We start from the raw sequence: 19,677 nt of genomic DNA, 5'->3' as shown, positions 1-19,677 counted from the left end.
GCCAGGGCCAACGTCGTCCCTCGCCGCCCGCGCCCCCAGAGCCTGGGAGGTGCCCCACCACGACGACGGGAGTGCCGATGCGTTCCGACGCCTGGTCGCCCATGGACGGTCGCCCCGCCCCGCAGGGCATGTACGACCCCCGGAACGAACACGACGCCTGTGGTGTCGGCTTCGTGGCCACCCTCACCGGTGAGGCGAGCCACGAGCTCGTCGAGCAGGCGCTGACCGTACTGCGCAACCTGGAGCACCGCGGCGCCACCGGCTCCGAACCGGACTCCGGGGACGGCGCGGGCATCCTGCTCCAGGTCCCGGACGCGTTCCTGCGCGAGGCCGCGGGCTTCGAGCTGCCCGCCGCGGGCGCGTACGCCGTCGGCATCGCCTTCCTGCCCCCGCACGGCACGGACGAAGCCGTCTCACACATCGAGACGCTGGCCGCCGACGAGGGCCTGACCGTCCTCGGCTGGCGCGAGGTGCCCGTCGCCCCGACGCTGCTCGGCGCCACCGCCCGCGCCACCATGCCGGTCTTCCGCCAGCTGTTCGTCACCGCCGGTGACAGCACCGGGCTCGCCCTGGACCGCAAGGCCTTCGTCCTGCGCAAGCGGGCCGAGCGCGAGGCCGCCACCTACTTCCCGTCGCTCTCCGCGCGCACGATCGTCTACAAGGGCATGCTGACCACCGGCCAGCTGGAGCCCTTCTTCCCGGACCTGTCCGACCGCCGCTTCGCCACCGCGGTCGCCCTCGTCCACTCGCGCTTCTCCACCAACACCTTCCCGAGCTGGCCGCTCGCGCACCCCTACCGCTTCGTCGCCCACAACGGCGAGATCAACACCGTGCGGGGCAACCGCAACTGGATGCGAGCCCGGGAGTCGCAGCTGGTCAGCGAGCTGTTCGGCACCCAGGAGCAGCTGGAGCGGACCTTCCCGGTGTGTACGCCGGACGCCTCCGACTCCGCGTCCTTCGACGAGGTCCTCGAACTGCTCCACCTCGGCGGCCGCTCCCTGCCGCACAGCGTGCTCATGATGATCCCGGAGGCGTGGGAGAACCACACCTCCATGGACCCCGCCCTGCGCGCCTTCTACCAGTACCACTCCACGATGATGGAGCCCTGGGACGGCCCCGCCTGCGTCACCTTCACCGACGGCACCCAGGTCGGCGCGGTCCTCGACCGCAACGGCCTGCGCCCCGGGCGCTACTGGGTCACCGACGACGGCCTCGTCGTCCTCGGCTCCGAGGTCGGCGTCCTCGACATCGACCCGGCCAAGGTCGTCCGCAAGGGCCGCCTCCAGCCCGGCCGGATGTTCCTCGTGGACACCGCCGAGCACCGCATCGTCGAGGACGACGAGATCAAGGCCGGGCTCGCCGCCGAGCAGCCGTACGCGGAGTGGCTGGAAGCGGGCACCATCGAGCTCGGCGACCTGCCCGAGCGCGAGCACATCGTGCACACCCACGCCTCCGTCACCCGCCGCCAGCAGACCTTCGGCTACACCGAGGAAGAGCTGCGCGTGCTGCTCGCCCCGATGGCCAAGGCCGGCGCCGAGCCGATCGGCTCGATGGGCACGGACACGCCGATCGCGGCCCTCTCCGAGCGCCCCCGGCTGATCTTCGACTACTTCACCCAGCTGTTCGCCCAGGTCACCAACCCGCCCCTGGACGCCATCCGCGAGGAGCTCGTCACCTCGCTGCACTCCTCGCTCGGCCCGCAGGGCAACTTCCTGGAGCCGACCGCCGCCTCCTGCCGCTCCGTCACGCTGCCCTTCCCGGTCATCGACAACGACGAGCTGGCCAAGCTCATCCACATCAACGCCGACGGCGACATGCCCGGCATGAAGGCCGCGACCCTCTCCGGCCTGTACCGGGTGCACGGCGGCGGCGACGCCCTCGCCGCCCGCATCGAGGAGATCTGCGCCGAGGCCGACGCCGCCATCGAGGCCGGGGCCCGCCTGATCGTGCTCTCCGACCGGCACTCCGACGCCGAGCACGCGCCGATCCCCTCCCTCCTGCTCACCGCGGCCGTCCACCACCACCTCATCCGCACCAAGCAGCGCACCCAGGTGGGCCTGCTCGTCGAGGCGGGCGACGTGCGCGAGGTCCACCACGTCGCGCTGCTCATCGGCTTCGGCGCCGCGGCCGTCAACCCGTACCTGGCGATGGAGTCCGTCGAGGACCTGGTGCGCGCGGGCACCTTCCTGCCCGGCATGGAGGCCGAGCAGGCCATCCGCAACCTCATCCACGCCCTCGGCAAGGGCGTCCTGAAGGTCATGTCCAAGATGGGCATCTCCACCGTCGCCTCGTACCGCGGCGCGCAGGTCTTCGAGGCCGTCGGCCTGGAGGAGTCCTTCGTGGAGAAGTACTTCAACGGCACCACCTCCAAGATCGGCGGCGTCGGCATCGACGTCGTCGCCCAGGAGGTCGCCGCCCGCCACGCCAAGGCCTACCCGGCCTCCGGGATCGCGCCCGCGCACCGGGCCCTGGACATCGGCGGCGAGTACCAGTGGCGCCGCGAGGGCGAGCCGCACCTGTTCGACCCCGAGACGGTCTTCCGCCTCCAGCACTCCACCCGCAACCGCCGCTACGACGTCTTCAAGCAGTACACGGACCGCGTGAACGAGCAGTCCGAGCGCCTGATGACGCTCCGCGGCCTGTTCGCCCTCAAGAGCGACCGGCAGCCGGTGCCCGTCGACGAGGTCGAGCCCGCCTCCGAGATCGTCAAGCGGTTCTCCACCGGCGCCATGTCGTACGGCTCCATCTCCCGCGAGGCGCACGAGACGCTCGCCATCGCCATGAACCAGCTCGGCGCCAAGTCCAACACCGGCGAGGGCGGCGAGGACCCGGAGCGCCTCTACGACCCGGCGCGCCGCTCCAGCATCAAGCAGGTCGCCTCCGGCCGCTTCGGCGTCACCTCCGAGTACCTGGTCAACGCCGACGACATCCAGATCAAGATGGCCCAGGGCGCCAAGCCCGGCGAGGGCGGCCAGCTGCCCGGCCACAAGGTCTACCCGTGGGTGGCCAGGACCCGGCACTCCACGCCCGGCGTGGGCCTCATCTCCCCGCCGCCGCACCACGACATCTACTCCATCGAGGATCTCGCCCAGCTGATCCACGACCTCAAGAACGCCAACCCGGCGGCGCGCATCCACGTCAAGCTGGTCTCCGAGGTCGGCGTCGGCACCGTCGCCGCGGGCGTCTCCAAGGCGCACGCGGACGTCGTCCTCATCTCCGGCCACGACGGCGGCACCGGCGCGTCCCCGCTGACCTCCCTGAAGCACGCGGGCGGCCCCTGGGAGCTCGGCCTCGCCGAGACCCAGCAGACGCTGCTGCTCAACGGCCTGCGCGACCGCATCGTCGTGCAGACCGACGGCCAGCTGAAGACCGGCCGCGACGTCGTCATCGCCGCGCTGCTCGGCGCCGAGGAGTTCGGCTTCGCCACCGCGCCGCTCGTGGTGTCCGGCTGCGTCATGATGCGCGTCTGCCACCTGGACACCTGCCCGGTCGGCATCGCCACGCAGAACCCCGCGCTGCGCGACCGCTTCAGCGGCAAGGCCGAGTACGTCGTGAACTTCTTCGAGTTCATCGCCGAAGAGGTCCGCGAGCTCCTCGCCGAGCTCGGCTTCCGCTCCATCGAGGAGGCCGTCGGCCACGCCGAGCTCCTCGACACCACCCGGGCCGTCGACCACTGGAAGGCCCAGGGCCTCGACCTCGCGCCGCTGTTCCACGTCCCGGACCTGGCCGAGGGCGCGGTGCGCCACCAGCTCGTCGCGCAGGACCACGGCCTGGAGAAGGCGCTCGACAACGAGCTGATCAGGCTCGCCGCCGACGCGCTCGCCGCGCACACCCAGGAGGACGCCCAGCCCGTCCGTGCCCAGGTCGCCATCCGCAACATCAACCGCACCGTCGGCACCATGCTCGGCCACGAGGTGACGAAGAAGTTCGGCGGCGCGGGCCTGCCCGACGACACCATCGACATCACCTTCACCGGCTCGGCGGGCCAGTCCTTCGGCGCCTTCCTGCCGCGCGGCGTCACGCTGCGCCTGGAGGGCGACGCCAACGACTACGTGGGCAAGGGCCTCTCCGGCGGCCGCGTGATCGTCCGCCCGGACCGCGGCGCCGACCACCTCGCCGAGTACTCCACCATCGCGGGCAACACCATCGCCTACGGCGCGACCGGCGGCGAGCTGTTCCTGCGCGGCCGCACCGGCGAGCGCTTCTGCGTGCGCAACTCCGGCGCCACGGTGGTCTCCGAGGGCGTGGGCGACCACGGCTGCGAGTACATGACCGGCGGCCACGCCGTGGTCCTCGGCGAGACCGGCCGCAACTTCGCGGCCGGCATGTCCGGCGGCATCGCGTACGTGATCGACCTCGACCGCGCCAACGTCAACGCCGGGAACCTGGCGGCCGTCGAGCCCCTGGACGACACCGACAAGCAGTGGCTGCACGACGTCGTGCGCCGCCATCAGGAGGAGACCGGCTCCACGGTCGCCGAGAAGCTGCTCGCCCAGTGGGACGTGGCCGTGACCCGCTTCAGCAGGATCATCCCCAGCACGTACAAGGCAGTGCTCGCCGCCAAGGACGCCGCCGAGCGAGCCGGGCTCTCCGAGTCCGAGATCACCGAGAAGATGATGGAGGCGGCGACCCATGGCTGACCCCAAGGGCTTTCTGAACCACGGCCGCGAGGTCGCCAAGACCCGCCCGGTCGGCGAGCGCGTCCAGGACTGGAACGAGGTCTACGTCCCGGGCTCGCTGCTCCCGATCATCTCCCAGCAGGCCTCGCGCTGCATGGACTGCGGCATCCCCTTCTGCCACAACGGCTGTCCGCTGGGGAACCTGATCCCCGAGTGGAACGACTACGCCTACCGCGAGGACTGGTCCGCGGCCTCCGAGCGGCTGCACGCCACGAACAACTTCCCGGAGTTCACCGGGCGGCTCTGCCCGGCCCCCTGCGAGTCCGCGTGCGTCCTCGGCATCAACCAGCCCGCCGTCACCATCAAGAACGTCGAAGTCTCGATCATCGACAAGGCGTGGGAGACGGGCGACGTGGCCCCGCAGGCGCCGGAGCGGCTGAGCGGCAAGACGGTCGCCGTCATCGGCTCGGGCCCGGCCGGTCTCGCCGCCGCCCAGCAGCTCACCCGGGCCGGTCACACGGTCGCCGTGTACGAGCGCGCGGACCGCATCGGCGGCCTCCTGCGCTACGGCATCCCCGAGTTCAAGATGGAGAAGCGGCACATCAACCGGCGCATCGAGCAGATGCGCGCGGAGGGCACGAAGTTCCGCACCGGCGTGGAGGTCGGCCGCGACATCGACGCGGCGAAGCTCCGCAAGCGGTACGACGCCGTGGTCATCGCGGCGGGCGCCACGACGGCCCGCGACCTGCCGGTGCCCGGCCGCGAGCTCAAGGGCGTGTACCAGGCCATGGAGTACCTGCCCCTGGCCAACAAGGTCCAGGAGGGCGACTACGTCACCACGCCCGTCTCCGCCGCGGGCAAGCACGTCGTCGTCATCGGCGGCGGCGACACCGGGGCGGACTGCGTGGGCACCGCGCACCGCCAGGGCGCGGCGTCCGTGACCCAGCTGGAGATCATGCCCCGGCCCGGCGAGGAGCGGGCCGCGGGACAGCCCTGGCCGACCTTCCCCATGCTGTACAAGGTGACCTCCGCCCACGAGGAGGGCGGCGAGCGCGTCTACTCCGTCTCCACGACCCACTTCGAGGGCGACGAGGACGGGAACGTGCAGTGGCTGCACCTGGTCGAGGTCGCCTTCGTGGACGGCAAGCTCACGCAGAAGCCGGGCACGGAGCGGCGCATTCCGGCGCAGCTCGTCACCCTCGCGATGGGCTTCACCGGTACGGACCGGGAGAACGGTCTGGTGGACCAGTTCGGCATCGACCTGGACGAGCGTGGCAATATTGCCCGTGACGGTGACTTCCACACCAGCGTGCCGGGCGTCTTCGTCGCCGGTGACGCGGGCCGTGGCCAGTCCCTGATCGTCTGGGCGATCGCCGAGGGGCGCTCGGCCGCGCGGGGAGTGGACCGCTTCCTCACCGGTGCGAGTGACCTTCCGGCCCCGATCCGTCCCACGGACCGGTCCCTGACGGTCTGACCCGTCGGACCGCCTCCCCGGCGGTCCGGCCCCTGATTGTCCCGTACAACGGCGTACGGAACTGAGCGTGGCGTCTGCCGTGTCCCCGACCGGACCTATGGCAGGCGCCGCGCACCCTCCCCGCCCTTCCCCGGGCCGGTCCTCCCTCCGGCGGGGCCCTGGGCGTGCCCGGCTCGGCCTGCCCTCCCACGGGCCGCCCCGGCGGCCTCCTGCTGCGATGCCTCGGGCCGCGCCCCTGTTTCCTGCGGGACGGCGAACAGAACGCCACGCTCCGCGCGGCCGACACCGGCCCACCCACCCGCACCCCCCACCTCCCCACGGCCCCAGCCGCACCGCGGCCTCGCCCCGGACCGGGCCGGTGGCTGGGTCATGCCCCTGGTGCGGTAGTGCCCATGTGCCCGGTCGTGGTGCGCCCCGCCGTGCTCCAGCTCCCGCCGGGGCGGGGGTGGGTGGCGGGGCCCACGGTGGGTAACCCCGTCGCCCCGTCCGGCACGGTTCCGCCGCGGCGCCCCGGCCCCGCGCGGCCCCGGCGCAACGGTGGGCGGGTGGGAAAGGAACCCGGCGCGGCAGCGGGGGGCGCCGGACCGGCGGGATGAGGGGAGCACGGCACGGCGCGGCGGCCCCGGACCCCGCCGCCGGAGCCCCACCGCCCGCCGCCAGAGCCCCGCCGCCCGAGGCCAGAGGCCCGGTGGGAGCCGTGGGGCGGGGCGGGCCCGGAGGGGCCCGGTGTCGCCCGGCGGGCGGCAGATGTGGGGCAAACGGGTGGGACCGCGGAGCCGTTCCGCCGCACGGCGACACCGTAGGACACCGTCGAAGCACAGCGATAGCGCACCGCGCAACGGTGATTACGGTTCGGCCGCTTCCCCGAAAGGGTCTAGACCGCCAACACCCTGCGTGAGCACAATCGCTCCCACTACAAGAACCTGAAGGGGGCCGGCATGAAGCGACGTGTCATCGCGGCGGGTTGTATCGCCCTGACGCTCGGTCTGACCGCAACCGCGTGCGGCGATGACGGCGGCAAGGGCGGCAAGACCGAGGGCAAGGGCAAGACCCTCACCGTCTGGATCATGGAGGGGACCAACCCCGACCCCCGGCCCTTCTTCAAGGAGGTCGGCGCGGCCTTCGAGAAGAAGACCGGCGCCAAGATCAAGGTCGAGTACCAGCAGTGGGCCACCGCCCAGAAGAAGTTCACGACGGCCATCGAGGGCGGCGAGGACCAGGTCCCGGACGTCGCCGAGGTCGGCACGACGTGGGTGCCGCAGTTCGCCGAGACCGGCGCGCTCGTCGACGTCTCCGACGACCTGAAGAAGTCGGGCCTGTCGAACGACCTGGTGGAGGGCCTGAAGGACGCGGGCACCCTGGACGGCAAGCAGTACGGCATGCCGTGGTACGCGGGTGTGCGGTCCATCGTGTACCGCAAGGACGTCTTCGCGAAGCACAACCTGAAGCCGCCGACGACCTGGAAGGAGCTCCAGGAGACGGCGAAGACGCTCAAGGAGAAGGAGCCGGACAAGATCGCCTTCCCGGTGGCGGGCGGCGCGGAGATGTTCGCGACGGCCTTCGTCTGGGGCGCGGGCGGTGAACTCGCCACCCAGCAGGGCGACAAGTGGAAGTCCGCGATCAACTCGCCCGAGGCCGTGAAGGGCCTCACGTACTACACGGACCTGGCGCGGAAGGACAAGGTCTCCCCGGCCAAGGTCAACACCTGGACGGAGAAGGAGGTCGGCGACGCCTGGAACAAGGGCGAGATCTCCATGTCGGTCGGCGGCAACTGGACCCCCAAGGCCATCATCGAGGCGAACCCGAAGCTCAAGGGCAAGCTCGGCGCCGTGCCGATCCCCGGCCAGAACGGCGGCATGAGCAAGTCCTTCCTCGGCGGCTCGTACCTGTCCGCGTTCAACACGGACAAGAAGGAACTCGCCTGGGAGCTGGTCAAGTTGATGACCACCGGTGAGTTCGCCGCCAAGTGGGCCAAGCAGACCAACTACTTCCCCGGCCAGAACTCCGAGCTGAAGAAGATCGAGGCCCAGAAGGACCCGCTGGTCGAGCCGTTCGCGAAGCAGATGATCGAGGCCGGCGCCACCGTTCCGAAGACGAAGGCGTACGGAGAGATCCAGGCCTCGCAGGTCATCACCGGCATGGTCCAGTCGATCCTCACGGGCAAGTCGTCCGTCCAGGAGGCCGCGGACAAGGCGGCGAAGGACATGGACGACATCTTCGCCAAGGACAAGTAAGCGAAAGACGAGTCACGCCGTGAAAGACACGCTCGTCAGTGACGGGCCGGAGGTCACGCCTTCGGTCCGCCCGCAATCCGACGACGGTGGCGCCGAAGCCGCGCGCCGCCGCAAGAAACTGGTCACTCTCACCCGGCCCTGGCTGCTGCTCACGCCCGCGCTGATCGTGCTCGTGGGGCTGCTCCTGTGGCCCCTGATCCAGGTCGGCAAGCTGTCGCTGCAGGACTACAAGGTCAAGTTCGGCGGCGGCGAGGGCACGTACATCGGGTTCGACCACTACAAGGACCTGCTGACCGGCGACCTGCTGTGGAAGACGGTCCTGCCGAACACGGTGTTCTTCGCGTTCGCCTGCGTCGGTCTGACCGTCGCGCTCGGGACGCTCGTGGCCCTGCTGCTCAACCGGCTCGGCCCGACGTGGAAGCTGATCTGCTCGGTGTCCATCCTGGCCGCGTGGGCGATGCCCGCGGTCACCGGAACGTATGTGTGGATCTGGCTGTTCCAGCCGCAGGACGGCATGGTCAGCCAGGTCGCGGACTCGCTCGGCCTGATCGACGCGGAGACCACCAACTGGTTCACCGAGCGGCTGCCGTTCTACGGGATCGCGACGATCAACGTCGTGCACCACGGCTTCCCGTTCGTCGCGATCACCGTGCTCGCCGGGCTGCTCACCATCCCGAAGGAGCTGTACGAGGCGGGCGAGATCGACGGCGCCAACGCCTGGCAGCGGTTCTGGAAGATCACCGTGCCGAGCATCAGGCCGGTCTTCCTGGTGGTGACCATCCTGTCCACCATCTGGGACTTCAAGGTCTTCACCCAGGTCTTCCTGATGCCGGGAGGCAGCGGCTCCAATCCGGACGTCTACAACCTCGGCGTCTACTCGTACATCGAGGCCTTCGCCAAGAACGACTACGGCACGGGCGCCGCGGCCGCGGTCCTGCTGACGGTGCTGCTGCTCGTGATCACCGTCATCTACATCCGTACGCTGTTCCGGCAGGGGGAGGAGGAACTGTGAGTGTCCGCCGTACCACGCTCGCCTCACGCATCGGTCTGCCGGTCGCGGTGATCGCGCTCCTCGTCTTCACGCTGTTCCCCGTCTACTGGATGGTGTCCACGGCGCTGGACCCGAAGGCGATCACGCGCGGCTCGGACCTGCTGCCGAGCGGCCTGACGTTCGACCACTTCGACTTCGTCTTCGACCGGGGCAACTTCGGCCAGTACCTGCTGAACTCGGCGATCGTCGGCGTCGCCACGATCGCCGCGGCGGCCGTGCTCTCGCTGTTCGCGGCGATCGCGGTGGCCCGGTTCAAGTTCAAGTTCCGCACCTCCGTGCTGATCATGGTCCTGATCGTGCAGATGGTGCCGCTGGAGGCCCTCGTCATCCCGCTGTTCATCCAGATGCGGGACTTCGAGATGCTCAACTCGCTGCTCGGCCTCTCGGTCGTGTACATCGCGCTGTCGCTGCCGTTCGCGATCTGGACCCTGCGCGGCTTCGTCGCGGCGGTGCCCAAGGAGGTCGAGGAGGCGGCGTACATCGACGGCGCGTCCTGGTTCCGCATGTTCTGGTCCGTGCTGCTCCCGCTGGTCGCGCCGGGCCTGGTGGCCACCTCGATCTTCGCCTTCATCACGGCGTGGAACGAGTTCGTGTTCGCGTACACCTTCATGAAGGGCAGCGACAAGTACACGGCGGCCGTGGGCATCTTCCAGTTCTTCGGTGAGAACACCACCTCCTGGGGGCCCGTCATGGCCAGCTCCACGCTGGTCACGCTGCCGGTGATGATCTTCTTCGTGATCGTGCACCGCCGCCTCGGCTCCGGCCTCGCGGCCGGGGCCGTCAAGGGCTGACCGGTTCTGTACGCCCGTCCCGGGCCCGGATTTCCTCGTGGAGTCCGGGCCCGTGGCGTGCCGTCGTTCGTCTGCGGGTTTGCTGTGGCTGATCGCGCAGTTCCCCGCGCCCCTTCAGGGCGCTCCCGTTCGGTACGTCTCCCCGTAGACCTGCCACGTCAGGGGTGGTCGTAGGTCCAGGTTCCCCTCGCGCAGGAAGCGGCGCTGGGCTGTGTCTATGCGGGTGGTGTCGTGGTGGGACTTCTCGGTCTTCATCAGGGTGCGGCGTACGTCGAGGAAGGTGTCGAGGTACGTCTTCTCCGGGCCGCCGTCCGTGGGGGTCTTCGCCTTCCTGCGCGCGGCGTCGCGCAGGCCGTAGAAGGCCTTCGGGCCGGTGCCGGGGCCGTGCATGACCATCGCGTCGTAGTACACGAACTGCCCGAGCGTGCCGAGCCCGTCGAGCTTGGCGGCGCGGACCGCCGGGTCGAAGTAGAGGCGGTCGCGCACCGCGTCCTGCGCCCGCTGGAAGGCGGTGACGCGCGCCTCCCGCGCCCACGCGCGCGTGAAGGGCCGCCCCAGGCCCGCGTGCGAGTCGCTGCCGTCGACCGCGCGCAGGGCGGGCAGGAAACGGGCCAGGCCGTTGTCCGGGCGGGCCTTCGTGTAGTCCTCGACGAGCTCCAGGAGGTCATGGGTGCCGGTGCAGAAGCCGATGATGCCCGCGGTGTAGCCGCGGCCGTCGCCTATGTCCTCGACGTAGCCGTACTGGCCGCGCCAGTCGAGCGTGGAGTTCTCCGCGCTCGCGACGAGCCGCATCGCGAGCTCCTTCTTCGCGGGCGCCGCGAGCCCCGCAGGCAGCTTCGCCAGCCGCTCGTCGTCCGTGCGCCGGTCGGCCGGGGAACCGTCCTCGTCGTACGGCCGCGCGGCGGCGGGCCTGTCCTTCCCGGCGTCCTCGGAGCACGCGACCGCGGTGAGGGTGAGGGGGACGACCGCGAGAAGAAGCAGACCAGCGCGTTTCATTCGGCCAAGCGTACGGGTGCGGCGGCCGAGCGTACGGGTGCGGACGCCGGACGCCGACGGCCCGTCCCCGCTATTGACTATTATTCAATTCCGCTCCACGCTCGGGACGCGAACCCGCAGCAGCCGCGCGTCGTGGGAGGTCCCCGTGAGCACCCGAGCAGTGGAGCAGCTGAAGACGGAGCTGGGGGCCGAACCCCCGGAAGGCGTCGGGCGGCTGGCGCCCGAACACATCGAGCGGCTCGCCACCGCGCTGCGCCGCGAGCGCGAACGCCGGGCCGCCGGGCTCGGCGAGGCCGCCGAGGAGGCCCTGAAGCTCGTGCCCGCCCTGGCCCGCGGCCCGGTCCGCCGGATCCTCTTCCGCTAGGGGGCGTGGACACCATGGACAAGCTGCGCGCCAGGGCCGAGACCCTGAAGACCGCCCGCCTCCTCGACGCCGACCCCGCCGACCTCGCCTTCCTGGGGGAGCTGCCCGCCGACGACGTGCGCCGCTTCCGCGCCGACTGCGTGGCCGCGCTCTTCGACCGGTCGCCGGAGATGCTCGACCGCATCGCCTCCGCGACCAAGCTGGTGCCCGCCGGGGTCGCCGCCGCCATCTCGCAGAAGGCGCTCGGGCCCCGGCTCGCCGCGGCCGTCGCCGGGCGCCTCGAACCGGCCCGCGCCGCCGACATCATCGACAAGCTCCCCGTCGCCTTCACGGCCGAGTCCTGCGGGCACCTCGACCCGCGGCGCATCAGCGGCATCGTCGACCGGCTCGACGAGGGCCTCGTCGTCCGCATCGCCCTCGAACTCGCCGGGCGCGAGGACCACCTCACCATGGGGCGGTTCGTCGGCCATCTGCGGGACTCGGCGCTGAGCCGCATCCTGCCGCAGGTCGACGACGCGGCCGTGCTGCGCACCGGCTTCCTCGTCGACGACCCCGAACGCCTCGGCCGGATCGTCGCGTTGATGGGCGAGGAGCGGCTCGCCGCCGTCATCGCCGCCGCCGCCAGGGACGGCCTGTGGCCCGAGGCGCTCGCCGTCGCCGGGGCGGTCACCGGCGAGCAGCGCGGGCGGATCGCCTCGCTCGCGGCGGCCCGGCCCGCCGAGCACCTCGACGCGCTCGTCACGACCGTGGCCGCGCAAGGGCTGTGGGAGTCGCTGCTCCCGCTGGTCGCGCTGCTGTCCGACGAGGAGCGGCGCACCGTCGCGGCCCTGCCCGCGCTCCGGGAGCCGGGCGTCCTCGAAGGCGTCGTGCCCGCCGTGGTGGCCACCGGCCTGTGGGCGGAGTTCCTGCCCCTCGTGGAGGCCCTGCCCGAGCCCTCGCGGCGGGTCGTCGCGGAGCGGGCCGGGGCCCTCGGCGACGAGGACCTCGACGGGCTCGCCCGGGAGGTCGACAAGCGCGACCTGTGGGACCTCGTGCTGCCCCTCGTCGAACTGATGTCGGACGGGGCGAAGACCAGGATCTTCGCCCTGCCGTCCTTCCGCGACGCCACGCCCTGACCCTCCCGGCCGCCGCCACCCGTCCCGGTGCGGGGCGGGTGGCCAGGTGGGGGAGGATGGGGGCGTGACGAGCGAGATGAGCGGGGCGGACCTCACGCGTGAGGGCACCTCGCGCGTGGCCGGGGCCAAGGGCCTGCGGCTGCGCTACCACGAAGCAGGCCCCCAGGACCCCGCCGCCCCCGTCCTGGTGATGCTGCACGGCGGCGGCCCCGGCGCCTCCGCCTGGTCGACCTTCGGGCACCTGCTGCCCGGCTTCGCCCGCCACTTCCGCACGCTCCTCGTCGACCAGCCCGGCTTCGGCGCGTCCGACAAGCCCGAGCCGGACCGGGACTTCTTCTCCTTCAGCGCCGCCGCCGTCGCCGCGCTCCTCGACGAACTGGGCATCGCCCGCGCCCACTTCGCGGGCACCTCGCTCGGCGGCGGCGCCTGCGTGCGCCTGGCCCTCGACCACCCGGACAAGGCCGACAGGCTGCTGCTGATGGCGCCCGGCGGCCTCTCCCTGAACGTCTTCTCCGCCGACCCGCCCGAAGGCGTACGACGGCTCATCGAGTTCGGCGCGGCGCCCGAGCCGACGCGCGAGGGGATGCGGGCGTTCCTGACGACCCTCGTCCACGACCCGTCGTCGGTCACCGACGACCTCGTCGAGGAGCGGTACGCCGCCGCCCTGGACCCGGAGGCCCGGCGCGGCGCCCAGCGCGTCGGCGCCGCGTTCGCCCGGTGGCCCGAGGGCGCGCTGCTGTGGCGCGAGGCGCACCGCGTCACCCGGCCGACGCTCCTGACCTGGGGGCGCGAGGACCGTGTGAACCCGCTCGACGGCGCGTTCGTCGCCCTGAAGGCCATGCCTGACGCGCGCCTGCACGTCTTCCCGCGCTGCGGCCACCTGGCCTTCGCCGAGCGGGCCGAGGAGTTCCTGCGCCTGGCCGTCGACTTCCTGAAGGGCCCGGCATGACCGCGGCGATCAGCCTGCGCAAGGTCGAGGAGACGGCACCCGCCCTCGTCAGCCTCTACAAGACGGCGGGCGCCTCCGTGCGCGCGCACGGCCTGGCGGGCGAGCGGGCCGCCGTCTATCTGGTGGTCGACCACTCCGGCTCCATGCGGCCGTACTACAAGGACGGCAGCGTCCAGGCGCTCGCCGACCGCGTCCTCGGCCTGTCCGCGCACCTGGACGACGACGGCGTCGTGCCCACCGTGTTCTTCTCCACGGACGTGGACGCCGTCGCCGAGGTCGAACTGGCCCGCCACCACGGCCGGATCGAGGAGATCGCCCGCGGCCTCGGCCACATGGGCAAGACCAACTACCACCTGGCCATGGACGCCGTCATCGAGCACTACCTGGACGCGGTGGAGCACGCGCGGAGCACGGGCGGCGGCCCGCCCGCGCCCGCGCTCGTCGTCTTCCAGACCGACGGCGGGCCCCTCGACAAGGCCGCCGCCGAGCGGTACTTGTGCAAGGCCGCGAAGCTGCCGATGTTCTGGACGTTCATCGGGTTCGGCGACCCCGGAAGCAGGCAGTTCGACTATCTGCGGCGCCTGGACGACCTGGCCGTGCCCCAGCGGCGGGCCGTCGACAACGCCGGGTTCTTCCACGCGGGCGAGAAGCCGCGCGCGGTGCCCGACGACGTCCTGTACGACCGCCTGGTGGGGGAGTTCCCGCGCTGGCTGAAGGCGGCGCGGGAGCTCGGGATCGTCGCCCCGCGCGCGCTCTGACCGCCCGCCGCGGGCCCGCGGCGGCTCAGCCGACCAGACGTTCGCGCAGGCCGAGCAGGGTGCGCGGGGCCAGGCCGAGGCCCTTGGTCAGATAGCCGCCGAAGCCGCCGTAGCGCCGGGTCGCCTCGGTGAGCGCCGCGTCCAGGTAGTCCGTACGGACCTCCTGGAGCGGGATGAGGAGCTCCGGCCTGAGCATGATGCCCGCCTGCCGAAGCGACTCGCGCACCCCGGCGTCGTACGCGGCGCGGAAGGTGTTGGACGCCAAGTAGTCCTCCGTGGCCGTCCGTTCGGGCACGCCGACCGCGCGCAGCAGGACGTACGTCAGCCAGCCGGTGCGGTCCTTGCCCGCCGTGCAGTGGTAGAGCAGCGGCGCGGAGCCCCCGGCCGCGAGGTCGCGCAGCGTCGCCGCGAAGTGCGCGCGGCCCGTGGCGTCCGTGACGAACGCGCGGTACACGTCCCGCATGAAGGCCTCGGCCCTGCCGCCGCCGAGCAGCTCCTCCTGCTTGACCGGGTCGCGGGAGCCGAGCACGGTCATGAGCTGCTGGAAGAGGCCGTTGTCGGGCACCGGCCGCGCGGTGGCGGCGAGCCCGGCGGGCAGCCGGTCCGGGCCGTCGTGACGGACCTCCTCCGCGACGCGGAAGTCCACCACCGTCCGCAGCCCGAGCCCGGCGAGGACGGCGACGTCCGCGCCGGTGAGCCGGGTGAGGGCGTCGGCGCGGTAGACGAGGCCGCTGCGGACCCGCTCGCCGTCGTAGGTCCGGTGGCCGCCCACGTCACGGACGTTGACGGCGCCCTGGAGCGGGAGCTGCCCTGCCGCCGGTTGCCGGGCCACGTGCGAGGAGCCCGGCGCGGGCGCGGCGGGCGCGGCGCCGAGGCCGAGTGCCACGACGACGGCCGTGGCCGCCGTGAGGGTGCGAGTGCTGCCGCGCATCGGTCCGCCTTCCGCCGCCGTAGTCGTCCGGTCGTGGCGGACGGTAGCGAGGGGGTCTTGAAGGGGGAAGGCGGACGCGCCGAGTTTTTGACGGTCAGTCAGCTGTGTCGGCGCTCTCGCGCGGCTCCGGCCCGGCGCGCTCAGGTGTCGCAGTCCAGGATCGTGTGGCAGAGGGCGCAGCGGGCCCGCACCCGCCCCCGCGCCGGCAGGCGGATGCGCTGGTGGCACGTGGGGCAGGGGAAGGCGACCCGCAGCGGCCCCGCAGCGTCGGGCCGGGAGAAGGAGTACGGCCCGCCGGTCCGGGGCCCCGAGCCGTGGTCGAGGGCGTAGCGCCGGTCCTTGGCGTAGCGGCGGCGCCCCGCCCAGCCCGCCGCGCTCAGCGGGGGCTGCCGCTCGTCGCGGCGGGCCTGCGCCAGGCCCCGCGTGTACGCGGTGTACGCCTGTGCGCTGGTGAACCACGTCTCGGGCGCCTCGCCGAACGCGAGGGCCCGCTTGGCGAGCACGTAGCCGAACTCCTCCGGTGTGAGGTAGCCCAGCTTCTGTGAGGACGCGCCGTCCTCGCGGTAGGCGTCAAGCAGGAGCCAGCCCGCGCCGAGGTAGGTCGTCGCGGTGTCCGTGAGGATCTCGTTGGCGCGGGTGCCGGGGAAGGACAGGCCGAGGCGGTGCAGGTAGACGTGCATCACCTCGTGCGCGAGGGCCGCCCCGACGTCCCGGCGATGGCGCCGGAAGCGGTCGTTCAGCTCGATGAAGTACTCCGGCCCCGCGGTCAGCTCGACGAACGCGGCGTGTTCCATCTCGCGGAACGACACGATCACGCGCGCGTCGGGCAGCCGCAGGTGCCGCACCAGCTCGCGGGCCACCCGCTGCGCGCCCAGATGCAGGTCGTCCTCGTCGCCGAAGGCCACGTCCGCGGGCGCCACGCTGGTGTCGAAGGAGTGGACGGTGTCGTACGAGAGCCGCTTGTACAGCGCGGTGACGGCCGAGCGGACCGTCTCCAGATGGGGGTAGCCGTGCTCCACGGGCCGGTCGTTGGCCACGTCGTCCCCCCTGGGCCGCGGCGGGATCCGCTGCCGGACCCCGCGTGGATCATCCCAACTCGTCCCTACTGTACGGGTGTTGTTCGCGTCCGTAACCAGCCCGAAAGTCAACGCCTGGCCGAAAACCGCCCCTTGTCGGCCGTGCGCGGGCCTCCTCATAATCCAACAACGCTTTGGCGGGCTCATGCCACGCAGTGCTCCGGCGCGTGCGGCGTGGGCCCGTCACGTTGCGCAACCCCCCACACCTCCCATGAAGGGACAGCACGTTGAAGACCGACAAGCTTCGTGGAGTCAAGAGAGCCGCCGTCCTCGGGTCGATCGCCCTCGCCGGGTTCAGCCTGCAGCCCGTCGCCGCCCAGGCGGCCCCGCACCCCGGCCCCACCCCCGGCCAGCAGGTCGTCGGCGGCACGCGCGCCGCGCAGGGTGAGTTCCCGTTCATGGTCCGCCTGTCGATGGGCTGTGGCGGCTCCCTGCTGAAGCAGGACGTCGTCCTCACCGCCGCGCACTGTGTCGACGGCTCCGGCAACAACACCTCCATCACCGCCACCGGCGGCGTCGTCGACCTGCAGAGCTCCAGCGCCATCAAGGTCAAGTCCACCAAGGTCCTGCAGGCCCCCGGCTACAACGGCAGCGGCAAGGACTGGGCGCTCATCAAGCTCGCCAAGCCGATCAACCAGCCCACGCTGAAGATCGCCACGGACACCAAGTACAACAACGGCAACTTCACCATCGCGGGCTGGGGCGCCGCCCGCGAAGGCGGCGCGCAGCAGCGCTACCTGCTCAAGGCCACCGTGCCGTTCGTGAGCGACGCGGACTGCTCGCGCGCGTACAACGGCGAGATCATCCCCGGCGAGGAGATCTGCGCGGGCAAGCTCGGCGTCGGCGGCGTCGACACCTGCCAGGGCGACTCCGGCGGCCCCATGTTCCGCAAGGACGACGCGGGCCAGTACGTCCAGGTCGGCATCGTCAGCTGGGGCAACGGCTGCGCCCGCCCGGCCTACCCCGGCGTCTACACCGAGGTGTCGACCTTCGCGGCCGACATAACCAAGTACGCCAACCAGCTCTGACGCACCGCCCCGCCACCGCGATGCGGACGCGGTGAGCGACGCGTGCCGGAGCCGGGCCCCCACCGGGGCCCGGCTCTCCGCGTGCCGCCACCGGGGCCCGCCCCGCCCGGGTGCGACCGGGGCCCGCCGCCCGCACAGGAGTACGACCCCGGGCGCGTACATATGGGACACTCGTCGCGTACGAGACAGGCGACGGCGAGGCAGCGGCACATGGCGATCACGGTGGTCATCGCGGACGACCAGGAGATGGTCCGCACCGGCTTCCGCATGATCCTGGAGAGCCAGGCCGACATCGAGGTGCTCGCCGACGTCGTCGACGGCCAGGCCGCGCTCGACGCCGTCGAGGAGCACGACCCCGACGTCCTGCTCCTGGACATCCGCATGCCCCGCCTCGACGGCCTGGCGGCCACCCGCCGCCTCACCGCCCGCGGCAGCCGCCCCCGCATCGTCATCGTCACCACCTTCGACCTCGACGAATACGTTCACGCCGCACTGCACGGCGGCGCCTGCGGGTTCCTCCTGAAGAACGCGAGCCCCGCCATGCTCGTCGAGGCCGTCCGGGCCGCCGCCGTCGGCGACGCCCTCGTCTCACCCGCGATCACCGTGCGCCTGCTGCGCGAACTGGCCCCCCGCAAGGCGGCCCCCGGTCCCGCCGAACCCCTCACCCAGCGCGAGCGGGACGTCGTCCGCGCCCTCGCCCGCGGCCGCACCAACGCGGAGATCGCCGCCGAGCTGTACGTGTCCCTGTCCACGGTCAAGTCCCACCTCGCGAACGTCCAGGCCAAACTGGCCGCCCGCAACCGCGTGGAGATCGCCGCCTGGGCCTGGGAGAGCGGACTCGCCACCAAGGCCCCGTGAGCCCGCCGTGCGCCCCGCCCTGAGACCGCCCGCCCTCGACCGGCACCCCGCGCTGCGCCCCGCCGCCCGGCTGCTGCTCGCCGCCGCCCTCGTGCTCCTGGTCCTCGTCGAGAGCCTCACCCTCACCCGCAACCCCACCGAGCCGCGCGCCGCGCTGCTGACCGCGGGCACCGTCACCTGCCTGTGCGCCGTGCCGTGGCCCCGCCCCTCGCTCACCGCCCGCGCCTGGACCGCCGCCGGCGTCTCCTGGGCCGCCACCCTGTACGTCTTCGCCGGCGGACGGCCGCTCGCCGTCTGGGGCCTGGGCGAGGCCGTCGCCCTGCTCGTGCTGCTCACCGGCGTCCTGCTGCGGCTGCCCGCCCGGCGCGCCGCCGTGCTCGGGCCGCTGCTCGCCCTCGCCTGCGCGGCGGCCCCCGTGCGCGACGCCGCGCCCGGCCGGTTCACGCTCCTGTTCTCCGCGCTCGCCGCCGTGGTGAGCGCCTTCTCGCTGCTGCTGCGCGGCACGGAGGCCCAGCGGGTGCGCGACATGGAGGCCGCGCGCGCCGCCGAACGCCTCGACCTCGCCCGGGAGCTGCACGACCTGGTCGCCCACCACGTCACCGGCATCGTCGTCCAGGCCCGCGCCGCGTCCTACACCGCGGGCACCGCAGGCACCGCTGGTACCGCGGCGCCCGCCACCGCCGACACCTTCACCCGCATCGCGGACGCGGGCGACGCGGCCCTCGGCGCGATGCGCCGCCTGGTGCGCGTCCTGCGCGAGGGCGAGGCGCGCACGGCGCCCCTGCCGGGGCTCGCCGAGCTGCGCGCGCTCGCCCGGCCCGGTGCCGTCGCCGGGCCACCCGTGACGGTTGAGGTGGAACACGGCCTGGAGGAACGCCTTCCGGCCGATCTCGCGGCCACCGCCCACCACATCGTGCGCGAAGCGCTCACCAACGTACGCAAACACGCCGCCGACGCCACCGCCGTCCGCGTCACCGTGCGCCTTGCCGAGGGCGGCCTTGAGGTCCGGGTCACTGATGACGGTGCCCCGGCGCCGTCGCCCGGCCCCGGCGACCGGGGCGGGTTCGGCCTCGTCGGCCTGGCGGAACGTGTGCGGGCCCTTGGCGGGCACCTTGCGGCGGGGCCGCGCCCGGGCGGGGGCTGGGAGGTTCGCGCCGTGCTGCCGTACGGGCAGGGGGATCCGGCCTGAGCCGCCGGTGCGCTTGCGCTGTGCTGAGCCGTTGTTCGGCTGCGGGCGCGTTGTGGCTTGTCGCGCAGTTCCCCGCGCCCCTTTTGGGGCGCTGCCTCCTTGGGGCGCTCCCGCTTTGGGGCGCTCATCCTTCGGGGCGCTGCTGACGCCGAGGCCCGCGCTTAGTCCAACACCTTCCGCTCCTTTGTCCATGGGCGCCCCCCGCGCCCCCGGCGCATCGTGACCGTCACGAATTCCGTCCCAC

15 protein-coding genes are annotated in these 19,677 nt (G+C 72.4%); 12 read left to right on the top strand and 3 right to left on the bottom strand.

The window, feature by feature from the left end; all coding sequences use genetic code 11:
- Positions 1-128: 128 nt before the first annotated feature.
- The 5 genes from gltB to C9F11_RS11475 all read left to right on the top strand — a co-directional run bounded on the left by gltB (position 129) and on the right by C9F11_RS11475 (position 10,169).
- Entirely contained in the window at positions 129-4,640 is a 4,512-nt protein-coding gene (gene gltB, locus C9F11_RS11495) for a glutamate synthase large subunit (protein ID WP_138966360.1), read from the top strand.
- Positions 4,633-6,093: a glutamate synthase subunit beta gene (locus C9F11_RS11490; protein WP_138959178.1), complete on the top strand. Its 1,461-nt coding sequence runs from the start codon at positions 4,633-4,635 to the stop codon at positions 6,091-6,093. Before gltB ends, C9F11_RS11490 begins: the two co-directional genes overlap by 8 nt.
- Positions 6,094-7,031: 938 nt before the next feature.
- Positions 7,032-8,327, top strand: a complete 1,296-nt coding sequence (locus C9F11_RS11485; protein WP_138959177.1) for a sugar ABC transporter substrate-binding protein — start codon at positions 7,032-7,034, stop codon at positions 8,325-8,327.
- Between the two features lie 19 nt (positions 8,328-8,346).
- Positions 8,347-9,339 carry a sugar ABC transporter permease gene (locus tag C9F11_RS11480; RefSeq protein ID WP_138959176.1) on the top strand — a complete coding sequence of 331 codons (993 nt, stop codon included), beginning with the start codon at positions 8,347-8,349 and terminating at the stop codon, positions 9,337-9,339.
- The gene (locus tag C9F11_RS11475) at positions 9,336-10,169 is read left to right on the top strand and encodes a carbohydrate ABC transporter permease (protein ID WP_138959175.1); all 834 of its coding nucleotides are present in this window, start codon (positions 9,336-9,338) and stop codon (positions 10,167-10,169) included. Before C9F11_RS11480 ends, C9F11_RS11475 begins: the two co-directional genes overlap by 4 nt.
- Positions 10,170-10,283: 114 nt before the next feature.
- Here C9F11_RS11475 and C9F11_RS11470 read toward each other — a convergent pair whose 3' ends face one another.
- Positions 10,284-11,165, bottom strand: coding sequence for a chitosanase (locus C9F11_RS11470; protein ID WP_138959174.1), 882 nt, complete (start codon positions 11,163-11,165; stop codon positions 10,284-10,286).
- Between the two features lie 145 nt (positions 11,166-11,310).
- Here C9F11_RS11470 and C9F11_RS11465 point away from each other — a divergent pair, with 145 nt between their 5' ends.
- From C9F11_RS11465 to C9F11_RS11450, 4 genes are all read left to right on the top strand, one after another.
- Positions 11,311-11,529, top strand: a complete 219-nt coding sequence (locus tag C9F11_RS11465; protein ID WP_138959173.1) for a hypothetical protein — start codon at positions 11,311-11,313, stop codon at positions 11,527-11,529.
- A 14-nt stretch (positions 11,530-11,543) separates the two neighbouring features.
- Positions 11,544-12,644 (top strand): hypothetical protein, encoded by a 1,101-nt coding sequence (locus C9F11_RS11460; protein ID WP_138966358.1) that lies wholly within the window; start codon positions 11,544-11,546, stop codon positions 12,642-12,644.
- Between the two features lie 64 nt (positions 12,645-12,708).
- Positions 12,709-13,593, top strand: a complete 885-nt coding sequence (gene hsaD / locus C9F11_RS11455) for a 4,5:9,10-diseco-3-hydroxy-5,9,17-trioxoandrosta-1(10),2-diene-4-oate hydrolase (protein WP_249401690.1) — start codon at positions 12,709-12,711, stop codon at positions 13,591-13,593.
- Positions 13,590-14,351, top strand: a complete 762-nt coding sequence (locus tag C9F11_RS11450; protein ID WP_138959172.1) for a VWA domain-containing protein — start codon at positions 13,590-13,592, stop codon at positions 14,349-14,351. The genes hsaD and C9F11_RS11450 overlap by 4 nt, the downstream gene beginning before the upstream one ends.
- A gap of 25 nt (positions 14,352-14,376) precedes the next feature.
- Here the strand turns inward: C9F11_RS11450 and C9F11_RS11445 are convergent, their stop codons facing one another.
- Both C9F11_RS11445 and C9F11_RS11440 read right to left on the bottom strand, forming a co-directional pair.
- Positions 14,377-15,282 (bottom strand): tyrosine-protein phosphatase, encoded by a 906-nt coding sequence (locus C9F11_RS11445; protein ID WP_138959171.1) that lies wholly within the window; start codon positions 15,280-15,282, stop codon positions 14,377-14,379.
- A gap of 140 nt (positions 15,283-15,422) precedes the next feature.
- Positions 15,423-16,319, bottom strand: coding sequence for a hypothetical protein (locus C9F11_RS11440; protein WP_138959170.1), 897 nt, complete (start codon positions 16,317-16,319; stop codon positions 15,423-15,425).
- A gap of 266 nt (positions 16,320-16,585) precedes the next feature.
- Here C9F11_RS11440 and C9F11_RS11435 point away from each other — a divergent pair, with 266 nt between their 5' ends.
- The 3 genes from C9F11_RS11435 to C9F11_RS11425 all read left to right on the top strand — a co-directional run bounded on the left by C9F11_RS11435 (position 16,586) and on the right by C9F11_RS11425 (position 19,433).
- Positions 16,586-17,386, top strand: coding sequence for a serine protease (locus tag C9F11_RS11435; protein ID WP_138959169.1), 801 nt, complete (start codon positions 16,586-16,588; stop codon positions 17,384-17,386).
- Positions 17,387-17,596: 210 nt separating this feature from the next.
- Positions 17,597-18,244 (top strand): response regulator transcription factor, encoded by a 648-nt coding sequence (locus C9F11_RS11430; RefSeq protein ID WP_138959168.1) that lies wholly within the window; start codon positions 17,597-17,599, stop codon positions 18,242-18,244.
- A 7-nt stretch (positions 18,245-18,251) separates the two neighbouring features.
- Positions 18,252-19,433 carry a histidine kinase gene (locus tag C9F11_RS11425; RefSeq protein WP_138959167.1) on the top strand — a complete coding sequence of 394 codons (1,182 nt, stop codon included), beginning with the start codon at positions 18,252-18,254 and terminating at the stop codon, positions 19,431-19,433.
- Positions 19,434-19,677 lie beyond the last annotated feature (244 nt).

The organism is Streptomyces sp. YIM 121038 (assembly GCF_006088715.1).
Taxonomy (GTDB): Bacteria; Actinomycetota; Actinomycetes; order Streptomycetales; family Streptomycetaceae; genus Streptomyces.
This window is presented reverse-complemented; position numbering and strand designations above follow the sequence as displayed.

Bases quoted from the DNA above. Each gene is read 5' to 3' on its own strand.
- C9F11_RS11490 (WP_138959178.1), top strand. From the start codon at position 4,633: ATGGCTGACCCCAAGGGCTTTCTGAACCACGGCCGCGAGGTCGCCAAG.
- C9F11_RS11450 (WP_138959172.1), top strand. From the start codon at position 13,590: ATGACCGCGGCGATCAGCCTGCGCAAGGTCGAGGAGACGGCACCCGCC.
- C9F11_RS11430 (WP_138959168.1), top strand. From the start codon at position 17,597: ATGGCGATCACGGTGGTCATCGCGGACGACCAGGAGATGGTCCGCACC.
- C9F11_RS11460 (WP_138966358.1), top strand. From the start codon at position 11,544: ATGGACAAGCTGCGCGCCAGGGCCGAGACCCTGAAGACCGCCCGCCTC.
- C9F11_RS11485 (WP_138959177.1), top strand. From the start codon at position 7,032: ATGAAGCGACGTGTCATCGCGGCGGGTTGTATCGCCCTGACGCTCGGT.
- C9F11_RS11470 (WP_138959174.1), bottom strand. From the start codon at position 11,165: ATGAAACGCGCTGGTCTGCTTCTTCTCGCGGTCGTCCCCCTCACCCTC.
- C9F11_RS11445 (WP_138959171.1), bottom strand. From the start codon at position 15,282: ATGCGCGGCAGCACTCGCACCCTCACGGCGGCCACGGCCGTCGTCGTG.
- gltB (WP_138966360.1), top strand. From the start codon at position 129: ATGTACGACCCCCGGAACGAACACGACGCCTGTGGTGTCGGCTTCGTG.